The following is a 947-nucleotide window of genomic DNA, read 5'->3' on the forward strand; positions in this document are numbered from 1 at the left end:
TGCATCGCCCGCCATGTGGGCACGCATCCGGTGCAGATCCTGGTGATCCAGGTGGGCACGCGCCAGCCGCTGGGCGTGGGAGCGGCGGGCCTGGCCCTGCTGGCCGCCCTGCCCGATGCCGAGGTGCAGGCCGCGATGGCAGCCAACGCGCCCGTGCTGGAGCAGTACGGCGGCATGACGCCCGAGCGCATGGCCCTGCTGGTGAAGGCCACGCGCCAGCGCGGCTGGTCCGTCATCGGCAACCACGCCACGCGCGGCGTGCTGGCCGTGGGCATGGCGGTGCGCAATGCCGAAGGCGAGCCCGTGGCCGCCGTCAGCGTGGCCTCCACGCTGGAGCGCATGCCCGGCGAGCGCCAGAAGCTGATTGCGCGCTCGATAGGCGAGGCCCTGGCGACCCTGCTGCCGCGCGGCATCTGAGGCCAAGCCCCGGCCTGCACCGACAATCGGCGCTGCACACCACAAGCGCCGCCCCCATGGAACTGAGACAACTCCGCTACTTCGTCCGCATCGTCGAACTGGGCTCCATGAGCCGCGCCGCCCTGGACCTGGACATGGTCCAGTCCGCGCTGAGCCAGCAGGTCAGCCGTCTGGAAAGCGAGCTGTCCACCCGGCTGCTGCAGCGCACGCCGCGCGGCGTGGTGCCCACCGAGGCGGGCGTGGCCTTCTTCCGCGAGGCCCAGCTCACGCTGCGCCATGCCGAGCAGGCCGTGCGCAGCGCGCAGCAGGCGCGGCTGTCGGGCTCGGTCAGCGTGGGCCTGGCGCCCACCACCTCGGCCATGCTGGGCCTGCCCATGATGCAGGCCATGCGCGCGCGCTACCCCGATGTGCGCCTGCACATGGTGGAGGGCATGTCCGGCCACCTGACCGACATGCTCAATGCGCGCGCGCTGGACATGGCCGTGCTGTTCGACGCCCGCCTGCACGGCGGTCAGGCCCGCGCAACGCGG

2 protein-coding genes are annotated in these 947 nt (G+C 72.8%); both read left to right on the forward strand.

Going from position 1 to position 947, the window contains the following annotated elements:
• Nucleotides 1-417 (forward strand): IclR family transcriptional regulator domain-containing protein (locus L995_RS06040; protein WP_047470146.1); only part of this gene is annotated, 417 nt, incomplete at its 5' end.
• A gap of 56 nt (nt 418-473) precedes the next feature.
• Nucleotides 474-947: LysR family transcriptional regulator (locus tag L995_RS06045; RefSeq protein ID WP_156135994.1), on the forward strand; the 474-nt coding region annotated here is incomplete at its 3' end.

This window comes from Delftia sp. ZNC0008 (assembly GCF_000799035.1).
GTDB lineage: Bacteria > Pseudomonadota > Gammaproteobacteria > Burkholderiales > Burkholderiaceae_C > Comamonas > Comamonas tsuruhatensis.